This window comes from Rhizobacter sp., from assembly GCF_031412075.1.
In the GTDB taxonomy this organism is placed as follows: Bacteria; Pseudomonadota; Gammaproteobacteria; order Burkholderiales; family Burkholderiaceae_C; genus Rhizobacter.
The window spans coordinates 1-6,719 of sequence record NZ_JANOCG010000271.1 but is presented as its reverse complement, the minus strand read 5'-3'; the positions used below and the strand labels follow the sequence as shown (position 1 = coordinate 6,719).

Sequence of the window (6,719 nt, the reverse complement as noted above, 5' to 3'; positions counted from 1 at the left end):
GCGGCGATGTAGTTGGCACTCAGGATGGCGGTTTCGGTCGCGCTCTTCAGGCCATCGGCACCCATCATGCGAACGTACATCCAGCTGATGGGCAGCACGGCGGCATTGCCCAAGGGGGCCGCGCTGACGGCGCCGACTTGTTGGGCGGTGCCGATGCCAGCGCTGCGGTGCGCCGGCAGGTAAGGCACGAGGTCAGCGACGACGCACACAGGCCCCACACCCGGGCCGCCACCGCCGTGAGGGATGCAGAAGGTCTTGTGCAGGTTCAGGTGGCTGACGTCGCCACCAAACTCGCCGGGCGCGGCCACGCCCACCAGCGCGTTCATGTTGGCGCCGTCCACATACACACGGCCGCCGTGCTGGTGCACCAGGGCGCACAGCTCCTTGACGCGCGTTTCGAACACGCCGTAGGTGGAGGGGTAGGTGATCATCACGCACGACAGGTTGTTGCTGTGTTGCTCGCACTTGGCCTTCAGGTCGGCGAGGTCGACATTGCCGTCGGCGTCACACTTCGTCACCACCACTTGCAGCCCGGCCATCTGCGCGCTGGCGGGGTTGGTGCCGTGCGCCGACTCCGGGATCAGGCAGATGTTGCGGTGGCCCTGGCCTTGGGCTTCGTGGTACGCCTTGATGACCAGCAGGCCGGCGTATTCACCTTGCGAGCCGGCGTTGGGCTGCAGGCTGATGCCGGCGTAACCCGTGGCCTGGCAGAGCCAGTCGCGCAGTTGCCGGTCAAGCTGGGCATAGCCCTGCAGCTGGTCTTGTGGCGCGAACGGGTGCACGTTGGCGAACTCGGCCCAGGTGATGGGGATCATCTCGCTGGTGGCGTTGAGCTTCATGGTGCACGAGCCGAGCGGGATCATGCTGCGGTCGAGCGCCAGGTCTTTGTCCGACAGGCTGCGGATGTAGCGCAGCATCTCGGTCTCGGAGTGGTGGGTGTTGAACACCGGGTGCGTCAGGAAAGGGCTGCTGCGCAGTTGACCTGCCGGGATGCGCGGTGCGATGCCCTTTTCGAACTTCTCGAACGACGATCCGGCGCGGCCGAAGAGCGTCCAGAGTGCGCGGATGTCGTCGCGCGTGGTCGTCTCGTCGAGCGTGATGCCCACCGAGCCGGCCGAGGCACGGCGCAGGTTGAAACCGGCAGCGCGTGCGGCCTTCAAGACTTGATCGGTCTTGTCGCCGGTGCTCACCTCCAGGGTGTCGAAGCTCGCGCTCTGCGCCATGGGTGCGCCAAGTTCTTCAAGGCCAGCCGCCAGGATGGCTGTGTAGCTCGCCACACGCTGCGCAATGCGCTTGAGCCCCGCGGGCCCGTGGTACACGGCGTACATGCTGGCGATGACGGCCGGCAGCACCTGCGCCGTGCAGATGTTCGAGGTGGCTTTCTCGCGGCGGATGTGTTGCTCGCGTGTTTGCAGCGCCAGGCGGTAAGCCGGGTTGCCGTGCGAATCGACGCTCACGCCCACCAGACGGCCGGGCATGGAGCGCTTGAACTCGTCTTTGGTGGCCATGTAGGCAGCGTGCGGGCCGCCGTTGCCCATGGGCATGCCGAAGCGCTGGGTGTTGCCGACCGCAATGTCGGCGCCCATCTCGCCGGGCGGGGTGATCAGCGTCAATGCGAGCAGGTCGGCGGCGACAATGGCGAGGCCGCCCGCGGCGTGCACGCCATCGATGACGGGTTGGAGGTCACGCACCACGCCGTTGACACCGGGGTACTGGAACAGCGCGGCAAATGCGCCTGCCTTGGCGGCGTCATCGACCGGGCCGGTGACCACGCTGATGCCCAGCGGGCGGGCGCGTGTTTGCACCACTTCCAGCGTTTGGGGCAGCACGTCGTCGGCCACGAAGAAGGTGGTCGATTTGCTCTTGCCCACGCGCATGGCGAGCGTCATGGCTTCGGCGGCGGCGGTGGCTTCGTCGAGCATCGACGAGCCGGCCATGGCCAGGCCCGTCAGGTCGCACACCATGGTCTGGAAGTTGACCAGCGCTTCCATGCGGCCTTGCGAGATCTCGGCCTGGTAGGGCGTGTAGGCGGTGTACCAGGCGGGGTTCTCCAGGATGTTGCGCAAGATGACGCCCGGCGTGTGCGTGCCGTGGTAACCCTGGCCGATGAAACTCTTGAGCAGCTGGTTCTTGCCGGCGATGGCTTTCAGCTCGGCCAGGGCCTGCGCTTCGGTCAGCGGGGCGGGGAGCTGCATCGGCGTGGGCCGCGCGATGGTGCGCGGCACGATGGCGTCGATCAGCGCACGCCGCGAAGCGGCGCCGATGACCGACAGCATGTGCTGCTCGTCGTCGGCCCAAATGCCGATGTGGCGGGCGACGAATTCAGACGGGTTCTCAAGCTCACCGAGAGGCTTGTGGGCGTGCATCAGCATGGCAGTCTGCTCAGGAGTTCTTGACGAGTTGGTCGTAAGCAGGGGCGTCGAGCAGCTGCTCGAACTCGGCCATGTCGGACACACGCACCTTGAAGAACCAACCGGTGCCCAGCGGGTCGGTGTTGGCGAGTGCGGGGTCAGCGCGCAGGGCTTCGTTCACTTCGACCACTTCGCCGCTCACGGGCATGTACAGATCGGCCGCCGCCTTCACCGACTCGACCACGCCCGAGACCTCGCCCTTCTTGAAGCTGCGGCCCACTTCGGGCAGGTCGACGAACACCACGTCGCCCAGCGCGTCTTGGGCATGCACGGTGATGCCCACGGTGGCGGCTTCGTGGTCTTCGATGTTGATCCACTCGTGGTCGGGGGTGTACATGGTCGTCATGGGGAAGGCTCCTGATTGAAATCGATGAAGAGGTTGTTCAGCCGCGGAAATCAACCACGGAAATACCGGTGCGGCGCAAAAGGCATGGTGGTCACTCGCATCGGTTGCCGTTTGCCACGCACCTCGGCGTACACCTCGTGGTGCGGCAGCGCGTGGTTGCTGGCGAGGTAGGCCATGGCGATGGGCTGGTTCACGCTGGGCGAGAGGGTCCCGCTGGTCACATAACCCAGCCGGTGGCCTTTGGCATCGACGATGCTCGCGCCTTCGCGCACCGGCACACGCTCCAGCCCGAGCAGGCCCACACGCTTGTTGCTGGCGCCGCTGGTCAACTGCGACTCAATCACGTTCGAACCCGGGTAGCCGCCGGCCCGCGCGCCACCGGGGCGGCGCACTTTCTGGATGGCCCAGGTGAGGCCGGCTTCAACCGGGGTGGTGGTGTCGTTGATGTCGTGGCCATAGAGGCACAACCCGGCTTCGAGGCGCAGCGTGTCGCGTGCGCCCAGGCCGGCGGGTTTCACTTCGGGCAGGGCGAGCAGGGCGCGCGCCAGCGCCTCGGCATGGAGCGACGGCACCGAGATCTCGAAGCCGTCTTCGCCGGTGTAGCCCGAGCGGGTGATGAAGCAGTCGGCTCCGGCGATGTGGGCGTGCATGCCGGTCATGAAAGTGAGCTTGGCGACCTCGGGGTTGAGGCGGCGCAGGGCGTTCACGGCCTTCGGGCCTTGCAAGGCAAGCAGCGCGCGGTCGGGCAGGGCTTGCACCGTGCAGCGGTGGCCGATGTGCGTGACGAGGTGGAGCGTGTCGGCCGCTTTGCAAGCGGCGTTGACTATCACGAACAAGTCATCTTCGCGGCGCGTGATCATCAGGTCGTCGAGGATGCCGCCGCTCGCGTTGGTGAACAGCGCGTAACGCTGCTTGCCCACGGGCAGGTCGACCACGTCGACCGGCACCAGGGTCTCGAGTGCGCGGGCGGCGTCGTCACCCACCAAACGCAGCTGGCCCATGTGCGACACGTCGAACAGCGAGGCCGAATTGCGGCAGTGCTTGTGCTCCGCGATGATGCCGCCGGGGTAATTGACCGGCATCTCATAGCCGGCAAACGGCACCATCTTGGCGCCGAGTTCGAGGTGGAGGGCGTAAAGCGGGGTCTTCAGCAGGGCAGTGGTGTCAGACATGGCGGCTCTCCGAGGGCATTGTTGTGTCGCAAGCATCCATCACCGAGATGAAAAATACCTGCAATGCCCTCACTGTCCGCTCTACCTGAGAGATTGGCGCGAGGCGGTTGATGGCCAAGCGCTTGCCCCTTCGGTGGGCCCACTCGGGGTGGGCCTCTCTCCAGCGAGGAACGCCTCCCGTCTTTCACATGATGGGTGGCGCTTGCCAGTCCTTTTGCCTGAGCGTTCGAGCGTCACATTTCTGATCGGCCCTGCGCCTTCGGCGGCTTCACGAGGAAGCTCTCTCCTGGCGTGGGGAGTGTACAGCCCCCCAGTCGCATCGCTCCTGCCCCCGGGGGGCGCCGCCTGGCGGCCCGGCAAAGCCGGTTCCGCGGGCGTTGCTTGATCGGTCGCTTCGCTGTGCTTGCTTTATCTGGGCTTTACATGCCCGAATAATTCGGCCCGCCACCGCCTTCCGGCGTGACCCACACGATGTTCTGCGTCGGGTCCTTGATGTCGCAGGTCTTGCAGTGCACGCAGTTCTGCGCGTTGATCTGCAGGCGGTCGGTGTTGTCGGGGTTCTTCACGTACTCGTAGACCCCTGCCGGGCAGTAGCGCGCCTCGGGGCCCGCGTACTTGGCGAGGTTGATGTTCACCGGCACGCTGTTGTCTTTCAGTGTGAGGTGGGCGGGCTGGTGCTCTTCGTGGTTGGTGTTGCTCACGAACACGCTGCCCAGGCGGTCGAAGGTCAACTTGCCATCGGGCTTGGGGTAGGTGATCTGCTCGCACTCGGCGGCGGGCCTCAGGTAGAGGTGGTCGGCTTTCTCGCGGTGGAACGACCATGGCGGCGCCTTGAAACCGAGGCGTGGCAACAGCCAGTGTTCGATGCCGACCATCAGCCCGCCGAAGAGGTTGCCAAACTTGAACCAGCTCTTGAAGTTGCGCGAGGCCTCGAGTTCGGCGCGCAGCCAGCTCTTGTCGAAGGCCACCGGGTACTCGGCCAGCTCGTCGTGCTGGCGACCGGCCTGCACCGCGGCAAAGGCGGCGTCGGCACACAACATGCCACTCTTTATGGCGGCGTGGCTGCCCTTGATTCGTGCGCCGTTGAGATACCCCGCATCGCAGCCGACCAGCGCGCCGCCCGGAAACACCGTCTTCGGCAGGCTCATGATGCCGCCGGTGGTGATGGCGCGTGCGCCGTAGCTGATGCGCTTGCCGCCTTCCAAAAACGCCTTGATGCGCGGGTGTGTCTTCCAGCGCTGCATTTCTTCGAACGGGCTCAGCCAGGGGTTGCTGTAGTTGAGGCCGGTCACCAAGCCCAGCGTGACTTTGTTGTCTTCGAGGTGGTACATGAAGCCGCCACCGTAGGTGTCGTCTTTCATCGGCCAACCGGCGGTGTGGACCACCAGGCCGGGTTGGTGTTTGGCGGGGTCGATTTCCCACAGCTCTTTCACGCCGATGGCGTAGGCCTGCGGGTCCTTGCCTTCGTCGAGGTGGAACTTGGCGATGAGCTGCTTGCCCAGGTGGCCTCGTGCGCCTTCGGCAAACACGGTGTACTTGGCGTGCAACTCCATGCCGAGCTGGAAGCTGTCGTTCGGTTGGCCGTCTTTGCCGATGCCGAGGTTGCCGGTGGCGATGCCCTTCACGGAACCGTTGTCGTTGTAGAGCACTTCGGCAGCCGCGAAGCCGGGGAAAATTTCCACGCCCAGCGCTTCGGCCTGCTGGCCGAGCCAGCGAACCACGTTGCCCAGGCTGATGACGTAGTTGCCTTCGTTGTGGAAGCAGTTGGGGATCAGGAACTGCGGTGTATCGAACGCGCCGTTTTGCGTCAGCCACAGCAGCTTGTCGCCGCTCACGGGCTGGTTGAGCGGGGCGCCGTCTTTTTTCCAGTCGGGCAGCAGCTCGGTCAGGGCCTTCGGGTCCATCACCGCGCCGCTCAGGATGTGCGCGCCGGGCTCGGAGCCTTTTTCGAGCACCACCACCGAGACCTCTTTGCCCTGCGCGGCGGCCAGCTGCTTGAGGCGGATGGCGGTTGCCAGACCGCCCGGGCCGCCACCGACCACGACCACGTCGTACTCCATCGCTTCGCGCGGGCCGTGCTGGGCAAGAATTTCGGCGGGGGTCATGCAGTCTCCTTGGATGAACAATTGACGCGCATTCTAATTGCCAAGAGGTCTGAAAAGAACGATCGTTCTTTTCTTTGCTCATGCCTGAATGCAGTGGATGTCTGCAGTGCAGAAGCGCGTGCTATCTTCATCGCAACACATGATTTCCTGAGGAGACGCACATGGGCTACACCATTGATCTGTCCGGCCGCGTGGCGCTGGTCACCGGCGCTTCCAGCGGCCTGGGCACGCAGTTCGCCAAGACCCTGGCAGCTTCGGGCGCGGCGGTGGTATTGGCCGGGCGGCGCATCGAGCGGCTGAAAACCCTGCGTGCCGAGATCGAAGCTTCGGGCGGTGATGCGCACGTGGTCACGCTCGACGTGACCGACCACGACAGCATCAAGGCCGCCGTGGCGCACGCCGAGACCGAGATGGGCACGATCGACATCCTGATCAACAACTCGGGCGTGAGCACCACGCAGAAGCTCACCGACGTGACGCCCGAAGATTACGACTACATCATGGACACCAACACCAAGGGCGCCTTCTTCGTGGCGCAAGAGGTGGGCAAGCGCATGCTGGCGCGGGCCAAGGGCGCGGCGCCAGGCACTTTCACCGGCGGACGCATCGTCAACATCGCCTCGATGGCGGGCCTGAAGGTGCTGGGCCAGATCGGCGTGTACTGCATGAGCAAGGCCGCGGTCAT

5 protein-coding genes and 2 riboswitches are annotated in these 6,719 nt (G+C 65.2%); of the genes, 1 reads left to right on the top strand and 4 read right to left on the bottom strand.

All coding sequences use genetic code 11. The features are described 5' to 3' along the window. From gcvP to RMO40_RS09790, 4 genes are all read right to left on the bottom strand, one after another. The coding region (gene gcvP, locus RMO40_RS09805) for an aminomethyl-transferring glycine dehydrogenase (protein ID WP_309719907.1) at nt 1-2,372 on the bottom strand (2,372 nt) is incomplete at its 3' end. A 10-nt stretch (nt 2,373-2,382) separates the two neighbouring features. Further along, on the bottom strand, nt 2,383-2,757 hold the full coding sequence (gene gcvH / locus RMO40_RS09800) for a glycine cleavage system protein GcvH (protein WP_309719904.1): 375 nt from the start codon (nt 2,755-2,757) through the stop codon (nt 2,383-2,385). 50 nt (nt 2,758-2,807) lie between these two features. Next, a complete protein-coding gene (gene gcvT, locus RMO40_RS09795) occupies nt 2,808-3,929 on the bottom strand; it encodes a glycine cleavage system aminomethyltransferase GcvT (RefSeq protein ID WP_309719898.1) in 1,122 nt (373 codons plus the stop codon). Nucleotides 3,930-3,991: 62 nt separating this feature from the next. Further along, nucleotides 3,992-4,103: riboswitch (glycine riboswitch) on the bottom strand. 22 nt (nt 4,104-4,125) lie between these two features. Continuing rightward, nucleotides 4,126-4,228, bottom strand: a riboswitch (glycine riboswitch). A 120-nt stretch (nt 4,229-4,348) separates the two neighbouring features. Further along, a complete protein-coding gene (locus RMO40_RS09790) occupies nt 4,349-6,034 on the bottom strand; it encodes an electron transfer flavoprotein-ubiquinone oxidoreductase (protein ID WP_309719893.1) in 1,686 nt (561 codons plus the stop codon). Between the two features lie 161 nt (nt 6,035-6,195). On the opposite strand from RMO40_RS09790, the gene RMO40_RS09785 reads away from it, so the two are divergent. After that, nucleotides 6,196-6,719, top strand: a 524-nt coding sequence (locus RMO40_RS09785; RefSeq protein ID WP_309719856.1) for an SDR family NAD(P)-dependent oxidoreductase, incomplete at its 3' end; no start/stop codon positions are given.

Bases quoted from the DNA above. Each gene is read 5' to 3' on its own strand.
- gcvH (WP_309719904.1), bottom strand. From the start codon at position 2,757: ATGACGACCATGTACACCCCCGACCACGAGTGGATCAACATCGAAGAC.
- gcvT (WP_309719898.1), bottom strand. From the start codon at position 3,929: ATGTCTGACACCACTGCCCTGCTGAAGACCCCGCTTTACGCCCTCCAC.
- RMO40_RS09790 (WP_309719893.1), bottom strand. From the start codon at position 6,034: ATGACCCCCGCCGAAATTCTTGCCCAGCACGGCCCGCGCGAAGCGATG.